Origin of the sequence: Streptomyces ochraceiscleroticus, assembly GCF_000720485.1 — a bacterium.
In the GTDB taxonomy this organism is placed as follows: Bacteria; Actinomycetota; Actinomycetes; order Streptomycetales; family Streptomycetaceae; genus Streptomyces; species Streptomyces ochraceiscleroticus.
Genome location: NZ_JOAX01000045.1, coordinates 1 through 22,893, shown reverse-complemented (window position 1 = coordinate 22,893; position 22,893 = coordinate 1). Strand labels below are relative to the sequence as shown.

Annotated in this window: 18 protein-coding genes; 15 read left to right on the top strand and 3 right to left on the bottom strand. The window is 71.6% G+C overall.

The genetic code is table 11. From position 1 onward, the window contains the following. The first annotated feature begins 90 nt into the window (after positions 1–90). The 7 genes from IG84_RS0135395 (at position 91) to IG84_RS0135365 (ending at position 7,920) form a co-directional block, all read left to right on the top strand. Positions 91–1,608 (top strand): gamma-aminobutyraldehyde dehydrogenase, encoded by a 1,518-nt coding sequence (locus tag IG84_RS0135395; protein WP_031066957.1) that lies wholly within the window; start codon positions 91–93, stop codon positions 1,606–1,608. Between the two features lie 71 nt (positions 1,609–1,679). Further along, on the top strand, positions 1,680–2,927 hold the full coding sequence (locus IG84_RS0135390) for a polyamine ABC transporter substrate-binding protein (RefSeq protein ID WP_031066955.1): 1,248 nt from the start codon (positions 1,680–1,682) through the stop codon (positions 2,925–2,927). Between the two features lie 37 nt (positions 2,928–2,964). Further along, complete coding sequence (locus IG84_RS0135385; protein WP_031066953.1) at positions 2,965–4,131, top strand: ABC transporter ATP-binding protein; 1,167 nt, start codon at positions 2,965–2,967, stop codon at positions 4,129–4,131. Beyond that, positions 4,128–5,057 (top strand): ABC transporter permease, encoded by a 930-nt coding sequence (locus tag IG84_RS0135380; protein ID WP_031066951.1) that lies wholly within the window; start codon positions 4,128–4,130, stop codon positions 5,055–5,057. Before IG84_RS0135385 ends, IG84_RS0135380 begins: the two co-directional genes overlap by 4 nt. Beyond that, positions 5,057–5,842, top strand: a complete 786-nt coding sequence (locus tag IG84_RS0135375; protein ID WP_031066947.1) for an ABC transporter permease — start codon at positions 5,057–5,059, stop codon at positions 5,840–5,842. Before IG84_RS0135380 ends, IG84_RS0135375 begins: the two co-directional genes overlap by 1 nt. Before the next feature lie 5 nt (positions 5,843–5,847). Further along, positions 5,848–7,296 carry an NAD(P)/FAD-dependent oxidoreductase gene (locus IG84_RS0135370; RefSeq protein WP_078649832.1) on the top strand — a complete coding sequence of 483 codons (1,449 nt, stop codon included), beginning with the start codon at positions 5,848–5,850 and terminating at the stop codon, positions 7,294–7,296. A 165-nt stretch (positions 7,297–7,461) separates the two neighbouring features. Beyond that, positions 7,462–7,920 carry a hypothetical protein gene (locus tag IG84_RS0135365; RefSeq protein ID WP_031066943.1) on the top strand — a complete coding sequence of 153 codons (459 nt, stop codon included), beginning with the start codon at positions 7,462–7,464 and terminating at the stop codon, positions 7,918–7,920. On the opposite strand, the gene IG84_RS40325 is transcribed toward IG84_RS0135365, so the two are convergent. Then, positions 7,847–8,779: a phosphatase PAP2 family protein gene (locus IG84_RS40325; protein WP_078649830.1), complete on the bottom strand. Its 933-nt coding sequence runs from the start codon at positions 8,777–8,779 to the stop codon at positions 7,847–7,849. The two genes, IG84_RS0135365 and IG84_RS40325, sit on opposite strands and share 74 nt — an antisense overlap. Before the next feature lie 218 nt (positions 8,780–8,997). Further along, a complete protein-coding gene (gene gabT / locus IG84_RS0135355; RefSeq protein WP_031066937.1) occupies positions 8,998–10,347 on the bottom strand; it encodes a 4-aminobutyrate--2-oxoglutarate transaminase in 1,350 nt (449 codons plus the stop codon). 287 nt (positions 10,348–10,634) lie between these two features. On the opposite strand from gabT, the gene IG84_RS0135350 reads away from it, so the two are divergent. The 5 genes from IG84_RS0135350 (at position 10,635) to IG84_RS0135330 (ending at position 19,164) form a co-directional block, all read left to right on the top strand. Beyond that, positions 10,635–13,100 carry a hypothetical protein gene (locus tag IG84_RS0135350; RefSeq protein ID WP_031066935.1) on the top strand — a complete coding sequence of 822 codons (2,466 nt, stop codon included), beginning with the start codon at positions 10,635–10,637 and terminating at the stop codon, positions 13,098–13,100. A gap of 223 nt (positions 13,101–13,323) precedes the next feature. Beyond that, positions 13,324–14,961: a PucR family transcriptional regulator gene (locus tag IG84_RS0135345; protein ID WP_031066932.1), complete on the top strand. Its 1,638-nt coding sequence runs from the start codon at positions 13,324–13,326 to the stop codon at positions 14,959–14,961. 276 nt (positions 14,962–15,237) lie between these two features. Then, a complete protein-coding gene (locus IG84_RS0135340) occupies positions 15,238–16,698 on the top strand; it encodes an aldehyde dehydrogenase family protein (RefSeq protein WP_031066928.1) in 1,461 nt (486 codons plus the stop codon). Between the two features lie 175 nt (positions 16,699–16,873). After that, positions 16,874–17,047: a 50S ribosomal protein L32 gene (rpmF, locus tag IG84_RS0135335; RefSeq protein ID WP_030624779.1), complete on the top strand. Its 174-nt coding sequence runs from the start codon at positions 16,874–16,876 to the stop codon at positions 17,045–17,047. A 197-nt stretch (positions 17,048–17,244) separates the two neighbouring features. Next, on the top strand, positions 17,245–19,164 hold the full coding sequence (locus IG84_RS0135330; RefSeq protein WP_031066925.1) for an acyl-CoA dehydrogenase family protein: 1,920 nt from the start codon (positions 17,245–17,247) through the stop codon (positions 19,162–19,164). A 107-nt stretch (positions 19,165–19,271) separates the two neighbouring features. On the opposite strand, the gene IG84_RS0135325 is transcribed toward IG84_RS0135330, so the two are convergent. After that, entirely contained in the window at positions 19,272–19,727 is a 456-nt protein-coding gene (locus IG84_RS0135325) for a nuclear transport factor 2 family protein (protein WP_051862823.1), read from the bottom strand. Between the two features lie 236 nt (positions 19,728–19,963). On the opposite strand from IG84_RS0135325, the gene dxr reads away from it, so the two are divergent. The 3 genes from dxr to IG84_RS40320 all read left to right on the top strand — a co-directional run. Further along, positions 19,964–21,229: a 1-deoxy-D-xylulose-5-phosphate reductoisomerase gene (dxr, locus tag IG84_RS0135320; protein ID WP_031066918.1), complete on the top strand. Its 1,266-nt coding sequence runs from the start codon at positions 19,964–19,966 to the stop codon at positions 21,227–21,229. Further along, entirely contained in the window at positions 21,226–22,530 is a 1,305-nt protein-coding gene (locus IG84_RS0135315) for a M50 family metallopeptidase (RefSeq protein WP_031066915.1), read from the top strand. Before dxr ends, IG84_RS0135315 begins: the two co-directional genes overlap by 4 nt. Before the next feature lie 186 nt (positions 22,531–22,716). Beyond that, a partial coding sequence (locus tag IG84_RS40320; RefSeq protein ID WP_169749920.1) for a flavodoxin-dependent (E)-4-hydroxy-3-methylbut-2-enyl-diphosphate synthase occupies positions 22,717–22,893 on the top strand: 177 nt, incomplete at its 3' end.

Below are 22,893 nucleotides of genomic sequence, written 5' to 3'. Positions count from 1 at the left end.
GCTTTCCCTGTCAAGATCGGCCATCAATTCGGGAAAGAGCTACGCCCGGCAGTGCCTGCGAACGCCCGGCCGCCGGTGGAGGAGAGCGCCATGGACCAGCGATTCGATGTCACCGAACGATTCGCCCAGGGGGCTCAGTTCATCGCCGGAGAGCTCCGCGCGGGGACCTCGGGGCGCACCCAGGCCGTCACCGACCCGGCCACCGGCGAGCAGGTGTACACGTACGAACTGGCCGGAACGGCGGACGTGGACGCGGCCGTCGGCGCGGCCCGGCAGGCGCTCCCCGAATGGGCGGGCGCCACGCCCGGCGAGCGCTCCGAGGCGCTGCACCGCTTCGCCGCCGTGCTGGACGAGCGGACCGAGGAGTTCGCGTACGCCGAGTCGCTGCAGTGCGGCAAGCCGATCAAGCTGAGCCGGGAGTTCGACGTCCCCGGCTCGGTGGACAACGCCGCCTTCTTCGCGGGCGCCGCGCGCCACCTGGAGGGCAAGGCGGCCGGCGAGTACAGCGGCGACCACACCTCTTCGGTCCGCCGCGAGCCCATCGGTGTCGTCGGCTCCATCGCGCCCTGGAACTATCCGCTGCAGATGGCCAGTTGGAAGGTCCTTCCGGCGATCGCGGCAGGCAACACCATCGTCCTCAAGCCCGCCGAGATCACCCCGCTGACCTCGGTGATGTACGCCCAGGCCGCGCGGGAGGCAGGCATCCCGGACGGTGTCGTCAACATCGTCCCGGGAGCCGGGCGGGACGCCGGCGAGCACCTCGTCGGCCACCCCGACGTCGCGATGACCTCTTTCACCGGCTCCACCGCCGTCGGCAAGCGGGTCGCCGAGATCGCCACTGCCTCCGTCAAGCGCCTCCACCTGGAGCTCGGGGGCAAGGCTCCCTTCGTGGTCTTCGACGACGCCGACCTGGACGCCGCCGTGCACGGCGCGGTGGCCGGCGCGCTCATCAACACCGGCCAGGACTGCACGGCCGCCACCCGCGCCTACGTGCAGCGCCCCCTGTACGACGCCTTCGTCAGCGGCGTCGCCGACCTGATGGCGACCGTACGGCTCGGCGACCCCTTCGACCCGGCCACCGACCTCGGCCCGCTCATCTCGCACGCCCAGCGCGACCGGGTGGCCGGTTTCGTCGAGCGCGCACGGAAGTACGCCACCGTCGTCACCGGCGGCGAGGCGCCCCAGGGCGCGCTGGCCAGGGGCGCGTACTACCGGCCGACCCTCATCGCGGACGCCGCGCAGGACAGCGAGATCGTGCAGTCCGAGATCTTCGGCCCGGTGCTGGTCGTGCTGCCCTTCGACAGCGACGACGAGGGCATCACGCTCGCCAACGACACCCCCTACGGACTCGCCGCCTCCGCCTGGAGCCGCGACGTCTACCGCACGGGCCGCGCCGTCCGCGAGATCAAGGCCGGCTGCGTGTGGGTCAACGACCACATCCCGATCATCAGCGAGATGCCGCACGGCGGATACCAGGCATCGGGGTACGGCAAGGACATGTCGGCGTACTCCTTCGAGGAGTACACGCAGGTCAAGCACGTCATGTACGACATCACGGGCGTGGCCAGGAAGGACTGGCACCGCACCGTCTTCGGGGACCGCGGCTGAGAGCTGTCCGGCGCCGCACCATCCGTCACTCCACCGGCTGACCACCGGCCGACCTCGAAAGGCCACACCGTATGGAGCACACCGCGCAGCCCGAACCGCTCTCCGCGGCGGAACTGGCCGCCATGCGGCGCAGCATGACCAACGGCCGGATGGCCCTGACCCGGCGGTCCCTGATGCGCGCGAGCGGCGCCGGGGTACTGGCGCTCGGGGGCCTCAGCGCCCTGTCGGCCTGCGGGATCCCGCCCGCGGGCCGGACGGACGCGGGCTCCTCCGACGACCACTCGCGCCAGGAGAAGCGGGTCGCGTTCTCCAACTGGACCGAGTACATCGACGTCAGCGACGACGAGAAGCACCACCCGACGCTGGAAGCCTTCACGAAGCGGACCGGCATCAGGGTCAAGTACACCGAGGACATCAACGACAACGACGAGTTCTTCGGGAAGGTCCAGGCCCAGCTCGCGGCCGGTCAGGACACCGGGCGCGACCTGATCTGCCTGACCGACTGGATGTGCGCGCGGATGATCTCGCTGGGCTGGATCCAGCCGCTGGACCCGGCCAACCTGCCGCACGCGTACACCCATCTCTCGCAGCAGTTCCGCAACCCCGACTGGGACCCCGGGCGCGCCCACTCCTACACCTGGCAGGGCGTCCCGACCGTCATCGCGTACAACAAGAAGGCCACCGGCGGCCGGAAAGTGGACTCGGTCGGTCAGCTCCTGGACGACCCCAAGCTCAAGGGAAAGGTCGCCTTCCTCTCGGAGATGCGCGACACCATCGGTATGACCCTGCTCGACATGGGTGAGCGGCCCGAGGACGTCACCGCCGACACCTTCGACGCGGCCGTCGCCCGGCTCCAGAGGGGCGTCGACAAGAAGCAGATCCGCCGCTTCACCGGCAACGACTACCTCAACGACCTCAGCAAGGGCGACCTGGCGGCCTGTCTCGCCTGGGCGGGCGACGTCGTACAGCTGCAGAACGACAACTCCGACATCGAGTACGTCATCCCGGAGAAGGGCTACACGACCGCGGCGGACAACCTCATGGTGCCCAACAAGGCGCGCCACAAGGAGAACGCCGAGCGCCTCATCGACTACTTCTACGAGCCCAAGGTGGCCGCGCGGATCGCCGCGTACATCAATTACGTGTGCCCGGTCGACGGCGTGCGCGAAGAACTCGCGAAGATCGACAAGAAGCTGGCGGAGAACAAACTCATCCTCCCCGACGAGGAAATGGCGTCCAAGTCGCACACCTTCCGCGCGCTCAATGCCAAGGAAAGCAAGGAATACGCGCAGAAGTTCGCCGACCTGACCGGTGCCTGACCGCCCTTCCGCCCACCTCACACCCGGGACCCGACACATGACAGACCTCGCGAAGAACGACAGCAGCGGCGGCGACGTCCGGCTGTCCGGCATCAGCAAGACCTACGGCGCCTTCACGGCCGTCCAGCCGCTCGACCTGACCGTCCCCGCCGGCTCCTTCTTCGCCCTGCTGGGCGCCTCCGGCTGCGGCAAGACCACCACCCTGCGCATGATCGCGGGCCTGGAGGAGCCGACCACCGGCACCGTCGAGCTGGCCGGCAAGGACGTCACCGCGCTGCCGCCCTACAAGCGCCCGGTGAACACCGTCTTCCAGAACTACGCGCTCTTCCCGCACCTGGACATCTACGAGAACGTCGCCTTCGGGCTGCGCCGCCGCGGCGTCAAGTCCGTGAAGAAGCAGGTCGGCGAGATGCTCGACCTGGTGCAGCTCGGTGAGCAGGCCCGCAAGAAGCCGCAGCAGCTCTCCGGCGGCCAGCAGCAGCGCGTGGCCGTCGCGCGCGCCCTGATCAACCACCCGCAGGTGCTGCTCCTCGACGAGCCGCTCGGCGCCCTGGACCTCAAGCTGCGCCGTCAGATGCAGCTCGAACTCAAGCGGATCCAGACCGAGGTCGGCATCACCTTCGTGCACGTCACGCACGACCAGGAGGAGGCCATGACGATGGCCGACACGGTCGCGGTGATGAACGGCGGCCGGGTCGAGCAGCTCGGCGCCCCCGCCGACCTGTACGAGAACCCCGGCTCCACCTTCGTCGCCAACTTCCTCGGCACCTCCAACCTCATCGCGGCGGAGATCGCCGAGGCGGGCGGCGAGCAGCTCCTGCTGACGGCCGGGGACACCAAGCTGCGGCTGCCTGCCGCGCGATGTTCCGCGAGCAGCGTCCGTACGGGCGAGAAGGTGCTGGCGGGCGTCCGCCCCGAGAAGGTCGCCCTCGCGCACGCCGACGACGCGGGGTCCATACCGGAGGGCGTCAACCGGCTGCCGGGCCGCATCAAGGACGCCGGCTTCATCGGCGTCTCCACGCAGTACCTGATCGACACCCAGAGGGCCGGTGAACTGGCCGTCTACGAGCAGAACATCGAGCGCGACGGCCGGCTGGTGCCGGGTGCCGAGGTGATCCTGCACTGGAACCCCGCGCACACCTTCGGGTTCTCCGCCGACCAGGACATCACCGCCGGTGCGGGCGCCGACGAGGAGGCCGCGTGAGTGCCGCCACCCAGGCGCCGCCGGAGCCGACGGCGCCCGCCCTCGAAGTGCGCAAGCCCCCCACCCGCAAGCGGCTCGTCCCGTACTGGCTGCTGCTGCCCGGTATCCTGTGGCTGCTGGTCTTCTTCGCCGCGCCGCTGGTCTACCAGGCGTCCACGTCCCTCCAGACCGGCTCCCTCGAAGAGGGCTTCAAGGTCACCTGGCACATCGCCACCTACTGGGACGCGCTGGGGGAGTACTGGCCGCAGTTCGTCCGCTCGGTGGCCTTCGCCGCCGTCGCGACGCTGCTCTGCCTGGTCCTGGGCTACCCGCTCGCCTACCTGATCGCCTTCAAGGCGGGCCGCTGGCGCAACGTCGTGATGATCCTGGTCATCGCGCCGTTCTTCACCAGCTTCCTGATCCGCACGCTCGCCTGGAAGACGATCCTCGCCGACGGCGGCCCGGTCGTCGGCGTCCTCAACTCGCTGCACGTCCTGGACGTCACCAGCGCGATCGGCCTCACCGAGGGCACCCGTGTGCTCGCCACCCCGCTCGCGGTGGTCTGCGGCCTCACGTACAACTTCCTGCCGTTCATGATCCTGCCGCTCTACACCTGCCTGGAGCGGATCGACCCCCGGCTCCATGAGGCGGCGGGCGACCTGTACGCCAAGCCGGCCACCACCTTCCGCCGGGTGACGTTCCCGCTGTCCATGCCCGGCGTGGTCGCCGGCACGCTGCTGACCTTCATCCCGGCCGCCGGTGACTACATCAACGCCGAACTGCTGGGCTCCACCGACCAGAAGATGATCGGCAACGTGATCCAGTCGCAGTTCCTGCGCGTCCTGGACTACCCCACAGCGGCCGCCCTCTCCTTCATCCTCATGGCGGCCATCCTCGCCATGGTCACCATCTACATCCGCAAGTCGGGGACGGAGGACCTGGTCTGATGCGCTGGCTTCGACGCAATGCGGTGGTGATCGCGGGCCTGCTGACGCTGGCGTACCTGATCCTGCCCAACGTCATCGTGATGGTCTTCTCGTTCAACAAGCCGAACGGGCGCTTCAACTACGAGTGGCAGCGCTTCTCCACCGACGCCTGGACCGACCCCTGCGGCGTCGCCGACCTGTGCGGCTCCCTCGGGCTGAGCCTGCAGATCGCGGTCTGGGCCACGGTGGGCGCGACCGTCCTGGGCACCCTGATCGCCTTCGCGCTGGCCCGCTACCGCTTCCGCGCCCGCTCCTCCGTCAACACACTGATCTTCCTGCCGATGGCGATGCCCGAGGTCGTCATGGCCGCCTCGCTGGCCACGCTCTTCCTCAACATGGGCATCGAGTTCGGCTTCTGGACGATCCTGATCGCGCACATCATGTTCTGCCTGAGCTTCGTGGTCACCGCGGTCAAGGCGCGCGTGATGAGCATGGACCCGCGGCTGGAACAGGCGGCGCAGGACCTCTACGCCACCCCGGTGCAGACGTTCCTGAAGGTGACGCTGCCGATCGCGGCACCCGGCATCGCCGCGGGCGCGCTGCTCTCCTTCGCCCTCTCGTTCGACGATTTCATCATCACCAACTTCAACGCGGGCTCCACCGTGACCTTCCCCATGTTCGTCTGGGGATCGGCGCAGCGGGGCACGCCCGTTCAGATCAATGTCATCGGAACAGCGATGTTCCTCATCGCCGTGCTCTGCGTACTGGGCGGACAACTGTTCACCGGACGCCGTAAGAGGAGCTGAGAACCATGGCACGAGCTGCCATGAACCCGACCGCCGGGCAGACCGCCCGGACGCCCGCACCGGCCGTGCACGCGCTCGCCGAGGCCGCCCCCACCCCCTTCTGGCTGGACGACCCGGACCGCCCCGCGGCCCTCCCGGCCCTCGTCGGCGACGAACGGTGCGACCTGCTCGTCGTCGGCGGCGGCTACAGCGGCCTGTGGACCGCGCTGCTGGCCAAGGAGCGCGACCCGGAGCGCGACGTCGTCCTCGTCGAGGGCCAGGAAGTCGGCTGGGCCGCCTCCGGCCGCAACGGCGGCTTCTGCGCCGCCTCGCTCACCCACGGCCTCGGCAACGGCCTGGCCCGCTGGCCCGGCGAGCTGAAGAAACTCGAAGAGCTGGGCGCCCGCAACCTCGACGCCATCGGGCAGGCCGTCCAGCGGTACGGCATCGACTGCGACTTCGAGCGCACCGGCGAGATCGACCTCGCCACCGAGCCGCACCAGATCGCCGAGCTCCGCGAGGCCGCCGAGGATGCCGCCCGCCTCGGCCTCACCGGGTACGACTTCCTCGACCAGGACGCCGTGCGCGCCGAGGTCGACTCGCCGGCCTTCCTGGCCGGCCTGTGGAACCGCGACGGCGTCGCCATGCTCAACCCGGCCCGCCTGGCCTGGGGCCTGAAGCAGGCGTGCCTGGACCAGGGCGTACGGATCTACGAGCACACCCGCGCCACCGACCTGGCCTCCGACGGCACGGGCATGGCGGTCCGCACGCCCTACGGGCGCGTCTTCGCCCGCCACGTGGCGCTCGGCACCAACGCCTTCCCGAACCTGGTCCGCCGGGTCCGCCCGTACCTCGTCCCGGTCTACGACCACGCGCTGATGACCGAGCCGCTCACCGAGGAGCAGCTCGCCGCCGTCGGCTGGAAGAACCGCCAGGGGCTGTCCGACAGCAACAACCACTTCCACTATTTCCGCCTCACCGCCGACAACCGCATCCTGTGGGGCGGTTATGACGCCATCTACCGCTACGGCGGCGGCGTCCGCGCCGAGTACGACCACCACCCCGCCACCTACGAGAAGCTCGCCCGCCACTTCTTCCAGCACTTCCCGCAACTGGAGGAGGTCCGCTTCAGCCATGCCTGGGGCGGCGCGATCGACACCTGTTCCCGCTTCTCGGCGTTCTTCGGCACCGCGCACGCCGGCCGGGTCGCGTACGCGGCGGGCTACACCGGCCTCGGTGTGGGCGCCACCCGCTTCGGCGCCGACGTCATGCTCGACCTGCTCTCCGGCGCCCGCACGGAGCGCACGGAGCTGGAGATGGTCCGCACGAAGCCGCTGCCGTTCCCGCCGGAGCCGCTGCGCTGGGCTGGCATCGGCATCACCCAGTGGTCGATGTCCCGCGCGGACGCCCGTGGCGGCCGGCGGAACCTCTGGCTGAAGGCGATGGACAAGATGGGGCTGGGCTTCGACAGCTGACCCGGCGCGGGCGGGCCCACGGGGCGCGCCCGCGCACCACTTGGTGGTCGGTGTGACCCATGACACCCAAGTTCTTGATCAACCCGTGTAAGGAGGCGGCGGTCAGCGCCTCTCCCTCTCGGAACGCGGCCCCGACGGGCCGGCGCACGAGTGAGGGAGGCGGATATGGACCCCACGGGGGACAAGCGTGCCGTGGAATGGCTCGTATCGGTGGCACCGGACCCGGAAGCCTGCCGCTTCGAATGGGAGCGCAATCCGCTCGGGGTGACGCTCCTCCCGGCCGGGCTGGCCTGGGACGTGCTGATCGTCCCCGGCGACCTGGGCCACCCCACCCTGGACGTGCTCACCAGCTGCCTGGACCGGCCAGGACCGGTCCTCGCCGACTTCGGGGAGGGCCGCATGGGCTTCTTCGTCCCGCCGGGCACGACGGCCCGCTGGCTCGGCACCGGGGTGCGCGGGGCCGGCCGGGGCACCTGGATCGTCGTGCCCTACCCGGGCCGGTACACCGGCGGCACCCGCTGGCTCGTCCCCCCGGACGGCGACGGCACGCTCACCGACCCGGGCGTCCTGGAACTCGCTCTGCACGAGGCGGCGGCTCGGGTGGCGGGGGCCGGCGACGGCTGACCGTTCCGTACAGGAGCCCGTGGAGGAGCCCGTACAGAAGTCCGTACAAGAGGAGGAGCAGCGCTGCCGACAGGGCCCAGGAGCCGAGGACGTCCACCGGCCAGTGGTAGCCGCGGACGACCAGGCCGGGACCGTTCGCCAGGACGAGGACGAGCGCCGTGGCGAGCAGCAGACGGCGGGCCGGCGGGGCGGCCGCGTACGGGAGCAGGAGCAGTGCGGCCGCCCCGTAGGCGACGGCGGCCGTCGCGGCGTGCCCGGAAGGGTAGAAGCCGGTCGTGCCGGCCAGCGGGCCCGGCGGCGCGGGCCGGGCGAGCGCGGCCTGCAGCGGCCCGACGCACGCCGGTACCAGGGTCATCGCGACGGCGGCGGCGAGCGGCGGCAGCCACCAGCGGGGGAGCCCGGCGGCGTGGCCGCGCCATCCCGCGTACACCGCGGCGGCCAGCAGCACGGGCAGGGCCACCGCCATGTTGCCCAGATCGGCGAGGAGTTCGGCGAGCGGCGCCGGGAGGGCGCGGTCCACGAGGACGTGGTCCAGCCGGGCGTCCAGCCGCAGCAGCGGTCCGTGGGCCGCGACCTGCCAGGTGAGGAGCGCGAAGAGCGCGAGCGTCGCGGCCAGTGTGCCCGCGAGGGCGGAGAGAGAGGCCGGCCGCCCCGGAACAGGGGGGGTGGTTCCGGGACGGCCGTGCTGACCGGTGAACCGCGCGCCCCGGGGGGTCTGGGGCGGGCGGCCATCCGATCGGTGAGGATTCCCGGAGCCAGAGGCTCCGGTGGTGTGCGCGAGGGCACGGCCTGGTCGAAGCCGGGGAAGCACCGACCGGGCATCGCTCGCAGTCCCCTGCGAGCGGGGTGTTTCTCTCATCTGCAGAAACCGTACGGCAGAGCGGTGGCCCTCCAACAGGCGGATCACCCACCCGCCATGGCCCCCGCACATCTTCTTCACGCGGTCTCGCCACTTCAGGCCGGTAGCCCGGATTCCGGGGTCCGTCGGCGCCTTTCCGGCCCGTCCGTGCCCGGGAAAGCACTGAGCGCCCGTACGAACATGCGTACGGGCGCTCGGTGCTTGGTGACTCAGGCGTCTCAGAGTGCGGCGAAGGCCGACTCCAGGATGTCCAGGCCCTCGTTCAGCAGGTCCTCGCCGATGACCAGCGGCGGCAGGAAGCGGATGACGTTGCCGTACGTGCCGGTGGTCAGGATGAGCAGGCCCTCCTGGTGGCACGCCTTGGCCAGCGCCGAGGTCGCCTCCGGGTTCGGGTCCTTCGAGCCGGACTGCACCAGCTCGATCGCGATCATCGCGCCGCGGCCGCGGACCTCGCCGATGATGTCGTACTTCTCGGCCATGGTCTGCAGGCGGGCCTTCATGACCTCTTCGATGCGCTTGGCCTTGGCGTTCAGGTCCAGCTCGCGCATGGTCTCGATGGCGCCGACGGCTGCGGCGCAGGCGACGGGGTTACCGCCGTACGTACCACCGAGGCCGCCCGCGTGGGCAGCGTCCATCATTTCCGCGCGACCGGTCACGGCGGCCAGCGGCAGACCGCCGGCGATGCCCTTCGCGGTCGTGATGAGGTCCGGCACGATGCCCTCGTCCTCACACGCGAACCACTGCCCGGTCCGGCAGAAGCCCGACTGGATCTCATCCGCCACGAAGACAATCCCGTTGTCCTTGGCGAACTGGGCAATGGCAGGCAGGAAGCCCTTCGCCGGCTCGATGAAGCCGCCCTCGCCGAGCACCGGCTCGATGATGATCGCGGCGACGTTCTCGGCGCCGATCTGCTTGGTGATCTGCGAGATGGCCTGGTCGGCGGCCTCCTGCGCGCAGTTCTCCGGGCCGGTCAGCCAGCGGTACGGGTAGGCCAGCGGCACCCGGTAGACCTCGGGTGCGAACGGCCCGAAGCCGTGCTTGTACGGCATGTTCTTCGCCGTCAGCGCCATCGTCAGGTTCGTACGGCCGTGGTAACCGTGGTCGAACACGACCACAGCCTGGCGCTTGGTGTACGCACGCGCGATCTTGACCGCGTTCTCCACGGCCTCCGCACCCGAGTTGAACAGGGCGGACTTCTTCTCGTGGTCGCCCGGGGTCAGCTCGGCGAGCTGCTCACAGACCTCGATGTACGGCTCGTACGGCGTGACCATGGCACAGGTGTGGGTGAAGTCCGCGAGCTGCGCGGTCGCGCGGCGCACGACGGCCTCGGCGCTGCTGCCGACCGAGGTCACGGCGATGCCGGAGCCGAAGTCGATGAGGGAGTTGCCGTCCACGTCCTCCAGGACGCCGCCGCCGGCGCGCTTGATGAAGACGGGCAGGACCGCGCCGACACCGGCCGCCACGGTGGCCTGCTTGCGCTCCCACAGCTCCTGGGACTTGGGGCCGGGGATCGCGGTGACGACGCGGCGCTCCTGGGGGAGGGCGGGGCCTCCGGTCAGTTCGGACATGGGAGTCTCCTGGAGGGAACGAGGACGCGGACGCACTGAGGCGGCGTACTACGTGACGTACTAAAGGGATTGCGTTTCGCAGGCTAGGGGCGGCGGGGCGGGAGCGGCATGCACCGTTCGGGAGAAGTGCGCGCCCCGCGTTGTCCGCACCGGACATAGCGGTTGTCCGGTGCGGACATCGCGCGGGCCGGGTATGGGGACGGCGCACGGCCAGTAGATTGACCCGCGGCACACCGCTCGCCGCTCGCCGCACCGCCACCGCTGACTAGGGGGAACAGGGACACCGGATGGACACCGAGGGCACGCACGACGCACGCAACACCCACTCGCCCGGAATCCCACATCCGGCGGTTCGGCCCGGACCACCGATGACACCGCCGATGCCGCAGGTGCCACCTGCCGCCGGGCCGGCGCCCGGCGGGGCACCCGGCGCGCCGGAATCCCCCTTCATGACCTGGCTCCGCGCCCCACGCGTCCTGGCGGGCCCGGGCATCTGGTCCTTCGAACACCGGCCCCGGCCCAAGGAGGAGCCGCACGAGATCGCGGTGCCGCAGCTGATCGCCGGGGCCGTCATCTCGTTCCTGTGTGCCTGGCTGCTGTGGTCGCTGCTGATGAACGGCTATCTCGGGCCCTACTGGAAGTGGCCCCTGGAAGTGATGCTCCCCGATTCCTGGAAGACGGGTAATACGGGCGTCATCTCCTCGTTCGTCTACATGGCGATCGTCCTCGGCGCGATCGTCGTGCTCTTCGGACGGGTCGGGCGGTGGCCCGCCCTCTTCCGGCGGCTGCTCGCCCCCGTGGGCCGCCGGGTGTGGAAAAGACTGCCCGGGTGGCTGGCACCGAAGGACCCGGCCGCCATGCCCGGTGGCGCGCTGATCCTGCGCGTCGTGCTGGCCCTGGCCGTCGTCTGGCTCCTCTGGCAGTGGTGCACCGATGAGTCACGCGATTCCTCGCTTCTCATGCTCCAGCTGGAGAACCTGACCCCCGTCTCGGGCGACGCGGCGTCGTACTTCTACTACTCCACGAGCTACTCCCTCATCGACCTCGCGCTGCTGCTGGCACTCTTCAGCCCCTTCGGGTGCTGGGCCGAGGCGTGGCGCCGCTGTGCCCCGGGGGACCGGAGCCGCAGGGCCGAGGCCGCGGACGCGTCCGCCTCCGCCGCCCCCGTCCTCCAGGTCGACCACGCCGAATGGGCCGAGTTGCGGGCCGCAGGGGCGGGGGCCGCCGCGGAGCGGCTGGCCCGGGAGGCGTGGGCCGGGCTGATGAATGACGTCGATCATGCGCGGATCACCCGGGCCTGGGAGTCCGTACGGGCGCAGACCGGCCGCCTCCCCGCGTTCGTCGACAGCGTCCAGCAGCACGGCTCCGGCGCCTGCGGTCACCCCTCCGGCGCCCGCGACCTGCCGGTGCGGACCGCCCGGCACGACCTGCTCACCGGCCAGGTACGCATCGGCACCGCCTCCGACGACGTCCGCAACCCCTACGAGCGGCGAGGCGTCGGCTGCGCGCTCGACCCGGCCGTGCTCGGGACCTCGCTGCTGGCGGTCGGGCCGCCCGGTGCGGGCAAGACCAACGGCCTGGTGCGCCCCGTCCTGGAGGCGATGTGCCTGCAGGCGCTCGCCGGCCGGGCCGCGGTGGTCTCGGTCGGGGCGGCCGGGGCCGGGCCGGCGGGGGCCGACGCGTTCGATGCCGTCGTCCGCGTCGGGCACCGCGAATCGCCCTGCGACCTCGACCTCTACGGTGGTACGACCGACCCCGACGAAGCCGCTGCCGTGCTGGCGGAGGCTTTGGTGGGGGATGTGGTGGCCGGGGCGCCGGGTGGGGAAGGGCGGCGGGCCGGGACGGTGCTGGGGCAGTTGCTGGGGCCGTTCCGGGTGGCGTACGGGCGGTTTCCCGGGGTGGCGGAGCTGCGGGAGCTGCTGGACGGGGCGCCGGAGGCGATCGCCGCGCTGCGGAGCGCGCTGGAGGCGGCGGGGGAGCACGGCGCGCTGCGTGAGCTGGACGCGCGGGAGCGCCAGGCGCAGCGCGCGGGCGACATCGGGGCGCTGCTCGCGGACCGGATCGCGCTGCTGGACCGACCGGCGTTCGCGGGCTTCTTCGACCCGACGGGGCAGTCGCGGCAGGTGTCGCTGCGGGCGCTGGACCGCCCGCTGCGGGTACGGATCGATCTTCCCGAGCGCGGCCACGCGGACGCGTCGCGGATTCTCGCGCGGCTGGTGCTGGCGCAGTTCACGGAGTGCGCGGTGGCGCGGTCGGACCGGTCGGTGTTCGCGTGCCTGGTGCTCGACGACGCCTCGCACGTCGTCACGCAGGAGGCGCTGCGGGGACTGCAGCGGCTGCGGTCGGCGAACGCCGGGGTCGTCCTGACCCTGCGGGCGCTGGACGACGTGCCGGAGGCGCTGCGCGGGGCGCTGCTGGGGACGGTCGGCTGCCGGATGGCGTTCGCGGGCGTGACGACGTGGGACGGCGCGCGGTTCGCCGAGGTGTGGGGCAAGGCGTGGGTGGAGACGCGGGACGTCACCGACCGGCAGATCGTCTCCGACGAGCCGTTCACCAAGCTGATGCACTCCATCCGGCGGCTGGTGACGGGGAAGGACGTGACGGCGAAGGCCGTGACGGTACGGACCGTGGAGCGGGAGCGCTGGTCGGCGTCGGACCTGGCCAATGCCGTACCGGCCGGGCACGCGGTGCTGTCGGTGACGTCCGTGACGGGGGAGTCGGCACCGCCGGTGCTGGTGGATCTGCGGGGGTGAGGCCCGCGGCGGGGACGGCACGTGGGCGAAGGGCGTGCGGACGGGGCGTAGGCCATGGGCGTGCGCCGTCACGTGCGGCTTCGCGCCGCGCTCGCGCCCCGTACGGCCCTCACGGCCCCGGAAGGGAACGCCTCGATTCCTCCGCTGAGGCAGAATCGGTGAGGGCCGTTCATACGGGACGGAGAAAACCCCCGCCACACGCCTCACGCGCATCGAAGGTCCCATGCCTCACACCCTCGCCTCCCTCGCCCACCACTCCGCGCTCAAGCTGACCGTGCTCGCGGGCGAGGACCGGCTGGACACACCGGTCCGCTGGGCGCACGTGAGCGAGCTGATCGACCCGGTGCCGTACATGGAGGGCGGCGAGCTCCTGCTGATCACCGCGCTCAAGCTGGACGCGGAGGACCCGGAGGTCGCGCGGCGGTACGTGCACCGCGTCGCCGACGCCGGCGTGGTCGGCCTGGGCTTCGCGGTCGGGGTGAACTACGAGGACGTGCCCGAGGCGCTGCTCACCGCGGCCCGCGAGGCGGACTTCCCGCTGCTGGCGGTGCCGCGCCGGACGCCGTTCGTGGCGATCAGCAAGGCCGTCTCGGCGGCCGTGGCCGCCGATCAGTACCGGGCGGTGACCGAGGGCTTCGAGGCGCAGCGGGAGCTGACGCGGGCGGCGCTGAGCGCCGAGGGCCCGGCCGAGCTGCTCGCCCGGCTCGCCGCGCACCTCAAGGGCTGGGCCGCGCTGTACGACGCCTCCGGCGCGGTCGTCGCCGCGGCCCCCGACTGGGCGGCCCGCCGTGCGGCGCGCCTCACCGACGACATCGCGAAGCTGCGGGAGCGGCCGGCCCCCGCCAGCTCGGTGGTGGCGGACACCGAGGGCGACGACCGGGTGGAGCTGCAGTCGCTGGGCACGGGGCGCCGGGCGCGCGGCGTCCTCGCGGTCGGCACGGGCGCCCCGCTGGGCACGGCGGAGCGGTATGCCATGCACTCCGCCGTCGCCCTGCTGACCCTGACCACCGAACGGTCCCGCGCGCTGCAGGACGCCGAGCAGCGGCTCGGCGCCGCGGTGCTGCGGATGCTGCTGGCCGGCGAGCCGGACCACGCCCGCGCGGTGGCGGGGCGGCTGTACGGCGGGCTGCTCGACGCGCCGTTCCGGGTACTGGTGGCCGAGCCGGTGACCGGCGCCGAGGAGCGTTCCGCCGACGACGCGCAGGGCACGCTGGACGCGCTGGCCGACGCGGTGGAGTCGGCGGCGGCGCGCGGCGGCGAGGCGGTGCTCGCGGTCCCGGACGGCACCCGGCTGACCGTGCTCGCGGCGGACGGCGGCGCCGCCATCGAGGCGTGCGCCGACCACGCCGCCGCGCTGCAGGCCCGCTCCGGTACCGGAGCGGGCACGCGCAAGAGCGCCGCCACCGACGCGGCCCGCGGCACTCCGGGCCTGGCCGTGGGCCTCTCCGCACCGTCCGGACCGGCCGCTGCGGCGACCGCGCACCGCCAGGCCGAGCAGGCGCTCTCGGTGGCCAGGCGGCGGGCGCGGGCCCTGGTCGAGCACGAGGACGTGGCGGCCGGCTCCGTACTGCCGCTGCTCGCGGACGACGCGGTACGCGCCTTCGCCGACGGGATGCTGCGGGCGCTGCACGACCACGACGCGACCGGCCGCGGCGACCTCGTCGCCTCGCTGCGCGCGTGGCTGTCCCGGCACGGTCAGTGGGACGCGGCCGCCGCCGACCTCGGGGTGCACCGGCACACGCTGCGCTACCGGATGCGCCGCGTCGAGGAGATCCTCGGCCGCTCGCTGGACGACCCGGACGTACGGATGGAACTGTGGCTGGCCCTGAAGGCCACCACGCTGTCGCCGGACACTCCGTAACGACGGCCTGCCCCGCCCTGCCGGGCCGCGCGCCCACCGGACCGCCCCGCGTACGCCGCCGAGCGGCCCCCGCACCCGCCCGGCCGGCCCCGCACTCGCCAAACCGGCGGATCGCGTTCCCGTAGTAGTACGCACCGGACAAACGACGGTCCGGGAGCGCCGCCCTACCGTGGATCCCGTCCGGAAGAGCGACCGAGGTCGGACGCGGCAGGCAGCCGCCGCGCGTACCGACCGGCACGCCACTCACCACGCCACCGAGAAGGGCCGGTATCCACTGTGCCGATCCGTAATGACGCAGCCACCACGGCTTTCTGGCTCGCCGGCCGAGCCGCCACCGGCGCGGAGACCTTCGAGGTCACCTCGCCCTGGGACGGCCGCACCGTCGGCACCGTGAGCGTGCCCACCGAGGAGCAGGTCGAGGAGGCCGTGGCCGCGTCCGTCGCGGTCCAGGCCGAGTTCGCCGCCACCCCCGCGCACGTGCGCGCCGCCGCGCTGGACCACGTCACCAAGCGCCTGGTCGAGCGTACGGAGGAGATCGCGCAGCTCATCTCCGCGGAGAACGGCAAGCCGATCAAGTGGGCGCGCGGCGAGGTCGGCCGCGCCGTGTCGGTCTTCCGGTTCGCCGCGGAGGAGGCCCGCCGCTTCAACGCCGGCGAGGCCATGCGCCTGGACACCGACGGCGGCGGCGCGGGCCGCCTCGCGCTGATCCGCCGGGTCCCGAAGGGCACCGTGCTCGGCATCGCGCCGTTCAACTTCCCGCTCAACCTGAGCGCCCACAAGGTCGCCCCGGCGATCGCGGCCGGCGTCCCGATCATCCTCAAGCCCGCCCCGGCCACCCCGCTCTCCGGCCTGATCCTCGGCGAGCTGCTGGCCGAGACCGACCTGCCGGCCGGCTCCTGGAGCATCCTCCCGGTCCCGAACGACCGGATGCCCGCGCTGGTCCAGGACGAGCGGCTGCCGGTGATCTCCTTCACCGGCTCCGAGACGGTCGGTTACGCGATCATGGACTCGGTGCCGCGCAAGCACTGCACCCTGGAGCTCGGCGGCAACGGCGCGGCCGTGATCCTCGCCGACTACGCCTCCGAAGCGGACCTGGACTGGGCGGCGCAGCGCATTGCCACCTTCTCCAACTACCAGGGCGGCCAGTCCTGCATCTCCGTGCAGCGCGTGATCGCCGACGCGAGCGTGTACGACCGGCTGCTGCCGAAGATCGTCGAGCGCGTCGAGGCCCAGGTCACCGGCGACCCGACGGACCCCGCGACCGAGGTCGGCCCGCTGGTCAGCGAGGACGCCGCCAAGCGCGTGGAGTCCTGGGTCGACGAGGCCGTGCAGGCCGGCGCCCAGCTGCTCGCCGGCGGTAAGCGCGAGGGCGCCACGTACGCGCCGACCGTGCTGGCCGACCTCCCCGAGGGCACTACCCTCGCGTGCGAAGAGGTCTTCGGACCGGTCCTCTCGGTCCAGAAGGTGGACGGCGCGGCCGCGGCCTTCGCCGCCGTCAACAGCTCCAAGTACGGCCTCCAGGCAGGCGTGTTCACCCACGACCTGCAGACCGCCTTCCGCGCCCACAAGGTGCTGGAGGTGGGCGGCGTGATCATCGGCGACGTGCCGTCGTACCGCGCCGACCAGATGCCGTACGGCGGCGCCAAGCAGTCCGGTGTGGGCCGCGAGGGCGTCCGCTACGCGATGGACGACTACACCTACGAGCGAGTGATGGTGATGACCGGGCTGGAACTCTGACGCTTCCGGCCAAGGGCCGGACAACTGGACAGCAGGGGCCGGGGCGCATATTCGGGTGCGCCCCGGCCCTCCGGTTTGCGCGGGACCGGGTGCGCCGACCGGACCCGTCGTAAACATGGGAATCATTTTCAGGTAAGCTGCGGCCGTACCGAGCCCTGCCGACAGGAGGATCCCCATGGCCGTCCCCAAGCGGAAGATGTCCCGCTCCAACACCCGCCACCGCCGCTCCAACTGGAAGGCCGCGCAGCCGGACCTGGTGCCGATCACCATCGACGGCAGTCAGTACACCGTGCCGCGCCGTCTCGTGAAGGCGTACCAGCGCGGGCTGATCGACCCGCCGCGGGACTGAGGACCGGGGAGCCGGGCGCCGGCCCCGGGGTCACAGCCCTGCGTCCGTGTGCGCGAAGGCTGGTGCAAGTCGTGCGGATCGGGTACAGACTCACAAGTAGCACTGACCGGTAGCCAACCCGGGCAGGCGAACTGACCGGTAGCCAACCTGGCGGACCGGTACGGATGACCCGACTCCGCGGTGAGGTGACCCTCCTCATGACCGCTCCATCCACCCGCAACGTCTCCGAACGCGAAGCCCGGCAGGTCGCCGAGGCGGCCCGTGAACAGGACTGGCGCAAGCCCAGCTTCGCCAAGGAGCTGTTCCTGGGGCGCTTTCGGCTCGACCTCATACACCCGCATCCCACCCCTGCCGCGGAAGCGGTCCAGCGTGGCGAGGAATTCCTCGCCAAGCTCCGTGACTTCTGCGAGACGAAGATCGACGGTGCGCGCATCGAGCGCGAGGCGCAGATCCCCGACGAGACCATCGCCGGCCTCAAGGAGATCGGCGCGCTCGGCATGAAGATCGACACCAAGTACGGCGGCCTGGGCCTCACCCAGGTGTACTACAACAAGGCCCTGGCACTGGTCGGTTCCGCCAGCCCCGCGATCGGGGCGCTGCTCTCCGCGCACCAGTCGATCGGCGTACCGCAGCCGCTGAAACTCTTCGGCACACAGGAGCAGAAGGACCAGTTCCTGCCGCGCCTCGCCCGTACGGACATCTCCGCGTTCCTGCTCACCGAACCGGACGTAGGTTCGGACCCGGCCCGGCTGGCCACCATGGCCGTACCGGACGGGGACGAGTACGTACTGGACGGCGTGAAGCTGTGGACGACCAACGGGGTCGTCGCCGACCTGCTCGTGGTCATGGCGCGCGTACCGAAGTCCGAGGGGCACAAGGGCGGCATCACCGCCTTCGTCGTCGAGGCGGGCTCGGACGGCATCACGGTGGAGAACCGCAACGCCTTCATGGGGCTGCGCGGCATCGAGAACGGCGTCACCCGCTTCCATCAGGTACGGGTCCCCGCCGCGAACCGCATAGGGCCCGAGGGCGCCGGCCTGAAGATCGCGCTGACCACGCTCAACACCGGACGGCTGTCGCTGCCCGCCATGTGCGTGGGCGTCGGCAAGTGGTGCCTGAAGATCGCCCGCGAGTGGTCCGCGGCGCGCGAGCAGTGGGGCAAACCGGTCGCCAACCACGAGGCGGTCGGCGGCAAGATCTCCTTCATCGCCGCCACCACCTTCGCGCTGGAGGCCGTCGTCGACCTCTCCTCGCAGATGGCCGACGAGGACCGCAACGACATCCGCATCGAAGCGGCGCTCGCCAAGCTGTACGGCTCGGAGATGGGCTGGCTGATGGCGGACGAGCTGGTCCAGATCCGCGGCGGCCGCGGCTTCGAGACCGCGGAGTCGCTCGCCGCGCGCGGCGAACGGGCCGTCCCCGCCGAGCAGGTCCTGCGCGACATGCGCATCAACCGGATCTTCGAAGGCTCCACGGAGATCATGCACCTGCTCATCGCCCGCGAGGCGGTGGACGCCCACCTGTCCGTCGCCGGTGACCTCATCGACCCCGAAAAGTCCCTCACGGACAAGGGGAAGGCCGCGGCGCGGGCGGGCGGCTTCTACGCCCGCTGGCTGCCCAAGCTGGTCGCCGGGCCCGGCCAGGTGCCCGGCGCGTACGCGGAGTTCGGCGAGCTGGCGACGCACCTGCGGTACGTCGAACGCAGCGCCCGCAAGCTCGCACGCGCCACGTTCTACGCGATGTCCCGCTGGCAGGGCCGGATGGAGACCAAGCAGGGCTTCCTCGGGCGGATCGTGGACATCGGCGCGGAGCTGTTCGCGATGAGCGCGGCGTGCGTACGGGCCGAGCACCTGCTGTCCACCGGCGAGCACGGCCGCGAGGCGCACCAGCTCGCCGAGGTGTTCTGCCGGCAGGCCAGGGTCCGGGTCGAAGAGCTGTTCGCACGGCTGTGGACCAACACCGACGACCTTGACCGCAAGGTCGTGGCCGGGGTGCTGACCGGTACGTACGCCTGGCTGGAGGAGGGCGTCATCGACCCCAGCGGCGACGGCCCGTGGATCGCGGACGCGACACCGGGGCCCGCGAGGAGGGAGAACGTGCACCGGCGCATCAGGTGAGACGTACACCGGCGGATCCGGTGACGGGCGGATCCGCCGGTGACGGGACGGGGGACGGGCCGGTCCTCGTGAAGCACGAGGACCGGCCCGTACTGCGCCCGCACGCATCAGCTCAGCGGAGTGCGGAACATCCGCTCGGTGCGGAAGTGCGTGATCAGTGTCCGCTCCTCGCTCAGGTAGAAGGCCACCTCCAGCCGGGCCACCAGCAGCTCCGCCTCGCCCGACACATAGCGCGAGAACTGCTGCAGCGGCCACGTCCCGTGCGCGGTCACCCCGTCCGTCACGACCGTGCCCTGCCCCAGCAGATGGACGGTGGACGTGAAGTGCGGGCGCGGCGGCAGGAACGAGGCGACCTTCGCGACGACCGCCTTCCGCCCCTGCGCCCGGCCGAACTTCGCGGCGTACGCGGGCCCCACGCCCTCCCACACCGCGTCCTCGCTGAACAGCGCGGACAGCGCCTCCCGTACCGCCCCGGGGCCGCCCGCGCCGCTCGGCGCCGGCACGTCGCACAGCTGGAAGTAGCGGGTCAGCGTGGTCTCCACACGCTCGCGCGGGCTCTCCACGGGCGGCACTCCTCGCGGCTCGGCGGACTCATTTCCCGAGGCTAAGCAGCGACCGGGCCCCCGACAGCCACTGTTTCCGCTCCGTGACCAGCGAATCTCCCCGGGCGGCTCCGGTACCCGCCGACCGGCGGGCCCGGCGCGCGCACCACCCGGCGTGCCTCCCGGCGCCCCCCTCCGGCCGGATCTCCTGCGAGCTGGTGTCCGCACTCCGGACGTGACCGGCCACAATGGTGCCCATGACGGAATCCCTCGCCCATCCGCACCTGCGTTTCGACCCGCCGGCCGCCGCACCCGGCGAGCCACGCGACATCGTGATCCTCGGTTCGACCGGCTCCATCGGCACCCAGGCGATCGATCTCGTGCTGCGCAACCCGGACCGCTTCCGCGTCACCGCCCTGTCCGCCGCCGGCGGCCGGGTCGCGCTCCTCGCCGAGCAGGCGCGGCAGCTGCGCGTCGGTACGGTCGCGGTGGCCCGCGAGGACGTCGTGCCCGCGCTGCGCGAGGCCCTGTCGGCGCAGTACGGACCGGGCGAGCCGCTGCCGGAGATCCTGGCCGGCCCCGACGCCGCCACCCGGCTCGCCGGTACCAAGTGCCACACCGTACTGAACGGCATCACCGGCTCCATCGGCCTCGCGCCCACCCTCGCGGCCCTGGAGAGCGGCGCCTCCCTCGCGCTCGCCAACAAGGAGTCGCTGATCGTGGGCGGCCCGCTGGTCAAGGCGCTCGCGAAGCCCGGCCAGATCGTCCCCGTCGACTCCGAGCACTCCGCGCTCTTCCAGGGCCTGATGGGCGGCCGCCGCGACGAGGTGCGCAAGCTCGTCGTCACCGCCTCCGGCGGCCCCTTCCGCGGCCGCAGCAAGGCCGAGCTGGCCGCCGTCACCCCCGAACAGGCGCTCGCACACCCCACCTGGGCGATGGGCCCGGTCATCACGATCAACTCCGCGACCCTGGTCAACAAGGGCCTGGAGGTCATCGAGGCACACCTGCTGTACGACGTGCCGTTCGAGCGCATCGAGGTCGTCGTCCACCCGCAGTCCTACATCCACTCCATGGTGGAGTTCACCGACGGCTCCACCCTCGCCCAGGCCAGCCCGCCCGACATGCGGATGCCCATCGCGCTGGGACTCGGCTGGCCCGACCGGGTGCCGGACGCGGCGCCCGGCATCGACTGGACCAAGGCCCAGACCTGGGAGTTCTTCCCGCTGGACCAGGACGCCTTCCCCTCCGTACCGCTCGCCTGCCACGTCGGCGCGCTCGGCGGCACCGCCCCCGCCGTCTTCAACGCCGCCAACGAGGAGTGCGTGGACGCATTCTTGAAGGGCGGGCTGCCGTTCACAGGAATTGTCGATACGGTCGCCGAAGTCGTCGCCGAGCACGGCACGCCCGCGCCGGGAACCTCCCTGACCCTCTCGGACGTACTGGAAGCGGAGACCTGGGCGCGCGCCCGCGCCCGCGAACTGGCCGCCCGTGCGGCACGTACACCATCGGAGGCCCGCGCATGACGACCTGGATGACCGTTCTTGGCATCGTCGTCTTCGTCGTCGGCCTGCTCTTCTCGATCGCCTGGCACGAGCTGGGACACCTCTCGACGGCGAAGATGTTCGGCATCCGCGTGCCGCAGTACATGGTCGGGTTCGGACCGACGATCTTCTCCCGCCGCAAGGGCGACACCGAGTACGGCATCAAGGCCATCCCGGCCGGCGGCTACATCCGCATGATCGGCATGTTCCCGCCCGGCGACGACGGGAAGCTCTCGGCCCGCTCCACCTCGCCCTGGCGCGGCATGATCGAGGACGCCCGCTCGGCCGCCTTTGAGGAGCTGCAGCCGGGCGACGAGAAGCGGCTGTTCTACACCCGCAAGCCCTGGAAGCGCGTCATCGTGATGTTCGCCGGGCCGTTCATGAACCTGATCCTCGCGGTCGTGATCTTCATGAGCGTCCTGATGGGCTTCGGCATCAACACCCAGACCACCCAGGTCGGCTCGGTCTCGGACTGCGTCATCGCCGCCTCCGCCAAGACCGACAAGTGCCCGTCCGACGCCAAGGACTCCCCGGCCAAGGCGGCCGGGCTGCGGGCCGGCGACAAGATCGTCGCCTTCGACGGGCGGGCCGTGCCCGACTGGAACACCCTCCAGCAGGCCATCCGCGACACCACCGGGCCCGCGACGATCACCGTCCGGCGGGACGGCGCGGAGAAGGTGCTGCACGCCGACCTCATCAAGAACAAGGTCGCCAAGACGGACGGCCACGGCGGCTACGTCGCCGACCAGTACGTCACCGCCGGCTTCCTCGGCTTCACGCCCGCCAGCGGCATCGTCCGGCAGGACTTCGGCCAGTCCGTCGACCGCATGGGCAACATGGTCACGCAGGGCGTCGACTCGCTGATCGCACTGCCCGGCAAGGTCCCCGACCTCTGGAACGCCGCGTTCAACGGCGGCGAGCGCAAGCAGGACTCCCCGATGGGCGTGGTCGGCGCGGCCCGCGTCGGCGGCGAGGTCTTCTCCCTGGACATCCCGCCCTCGCAGCGGGTGGCGACCATGCTCTTCCTGGTCGCGGGGTTCAACCTCTCCCTCTTCCTGTTCAACATGCTGCCGCTGCTGCCGCTGGACGGCGGGCACATCGCGGGCGCCCTGTGGGAGTCCCTGCGCCGCGCCTTCGCCAAGGTCTTCCGGCGCCCCGACCCCGGCCCCTTCGACGTGGCAAAGCTGATGCCGGTCGCCTACGTGGTTGCGGGCATCTTCATCTGTTTCACGCTCCTGGTCCTCGTCGCCGACGTGGTCAATCCGGTACGTCTAACGGGCTGACCGGGTAGAACGCATGTACGGAAGTCGGACAATCGGGCATCCGCATCATCACCTGCGGTGCCCGATTGCCTACTTTCGGGCGGTGTGGGGCGCGCGATGTGCCTCGCGCAACCCCGGTGTCGTAACCTCGGTTTCCGGAGCCCGCCGATCTCGGGACCTTGATCAAACCTTGGGGTTGCTCGCCAGATGACTGCCATTGCGCTGGGAATGCCGGACGTACCGACCAAGCTGGCCGACCGCCGTGTCAGCCGGAAGATCCACGTGGGGCCGGTGGCCGTGGGCGGGGACGCGCCCGTCTCCGTGCAGTCGATGACGACGACGCGTACGGCGGACATTGGGGCGACGCTGCAGCAGATCGCGGAG

Bases quoted from the DNA above. Each gene is read 5' to 3' on its own strand.
- IG84_RS0135350 (WP_031066935.1), top strand. From the start codon at position 10,635: ATGGACACCGAGGGCACGCACGACGCACGCAACACCCACTCGCCCGGA.
- IG84_RS0135365 (WP_031066943.1), top strand. From the start codon at position 7,462: ATGGACCCCACGGGGGACAAGCGTGCCGTGGAATGGCTCGTATCGGTG.
- IG84_RS0135385 (WP_031066953.1), top strand. From the start codon at position 2,965: ATGACAGACCTCGCGAAGAACGACAGCAGCGGCGGCGACGTCCGGCTG.
- IG84_RS0135375 (WP_031066947.1), top strand. From the start codon at position 5,057: ATGCGCTGGCTTCGACGCAATGCGGTGGTGATCGCGGGCCTGCTGACG.
- IG84_RS0135395 (WP_031066957.1), top strand. From the start codon at position 91: ATGGACCAGCGATTCGATGTCACCGAACGATTCGCCCAGGGGGCTCAG.
- IG84_RS0135370 (WP_078649832.1), top strand. From the start codon at position 5,848: ATGGCACGAGCTGCCATGAACCCGACCGCCGGGCAGACCGCCCGGACG.
- gabT (WP_031066937.1), bottom strand. From the start codon at position 10,347: ATGTCCGAACTGACCGGAGGCCCCGCCCTCCCCCAGGAGCGCCGCGTC.
- IG84_RS0135345 (WP_031066932.1), top strand. From the start codon at position 13,324: ATGCCTCACACCCTCGCCTCCCTCGCCCACCACTCCGCGCTCAAGCTG.
- IG84_RS0135315 (WP_031066915.1), top strand. From the start codon at position 21,226: ATGACGACCTGGATGACCGTTCTTGGCATCGTCGTCTTCGTCGTCGGC.
- IG84_RS0135390 (WP_031066955.1), top strand. From the start codon at position 1,680: ATGGAGCACACCGCGCAGCCCGAACCGCTCTCCGCGGCGGAACTGGCC.
- dxr (WP_031066918.1), top strand. From the start codon at position 19,964: ATGACGGAATCCCTCGCCCATCCGCACCTGCGTTTCGACCCGCCGGCC.
- IG84_RS40325 (WP_078649830.1), bottom strand. From the start codon at position 8,779: ATGAGAGAAACACCCCGCTCGCAGGGGACTGCGAGCGATGCCCGGTCG.
- IG84_RS0135330 (WP_031066925.1), top strand. From the start codon at position 17,245: ATGACCGCTCCATCCACCCGCAACGTCTCCGAACGCGAAGCCCGGCAG.
- rpmF (WP_030624779.1), top strand. From the start codon at position 16,874: ATGGCCGTCCCCAAGCGGAAGATGTCCCGCTCCAACACCCGCCACCGC.